Origin of the sequence: Dyadobacter sp. BHUBP1 (assembly GCF_050587785.1) — a bacterium.
In the GTDB taxonomy this organism is placed as follows: domain Bacteria; phylum Bacteroidota; class Bacteroidia; order Cytophagales; family Spirosomataceae; genus Dyadobacter.
Map to the genome: position 1 here is coordinate 1 of NZ_JBOBIH010000051.1, position 589 is coordinate 589.

The 589-nt window shown below is 50.1% G+C and carries 1 protein-coding gene; it reads left to right on the forward strand.

Annotated elements, in window-relative coordinates; translation table 11 throughout:
- On the forward strand, positions 1–589 hold a 589-nt coding region (locus ACQ4MZ_RS31590), incomplete at both ends, for a DDE-type integrase/transposase/recombinase (RefSeq protein ID WP_430852034.1).

Sequence of the window (589 nt, forward strand, 5' to 3'; positions counted from 1 at the left end):
CAAGCTTTTACAGGATCAGCTCAAAATTACCCAGGCAACCATGCATTTTGAGCATCATCCGGCCAAGATGATGCAGGTGGATTTTGCTGGTGACCTGCTCTATTATGTCGATCCTTCAAGCGGTGAGCTGATCGCATGCCCTGTCTTTGTTGCGGTGCTCCCTTTTAGCGGCTACGGTTATGTGGAAGCGTTGCCAAATATGAAACTGGCACAAGTCGTAAAAGCGCTCAACAATGCACTAGCTTACTTTGGAGGCGTCCCGCTCGGGGTTAAATCCGACAACATGAAACAGTGGGTATCGCGAAGTTCTCGTTATGAACCCGCATTTACCGATATGCTCGAACAGTGGGCCAATCATAACCATATCGCCTTGTATGCTGCCCGGCCGCACAAGCCCAAGGACAAAGCAGCGGTTGAAAACTTCGTAAAAATCACTTACCGGCGCGTTTACGCCCAATTACGGAATGAGACCTTCCATAGTCTGGCTGCGCTAAATGCCGCCATTAAGGAGAAGCTGGCACTGCATCACCAGATGAACTTCCAGAAAAAGGCGTTCAGTCGCCTCGAGCTGTTCACAGACCAGGAAGCA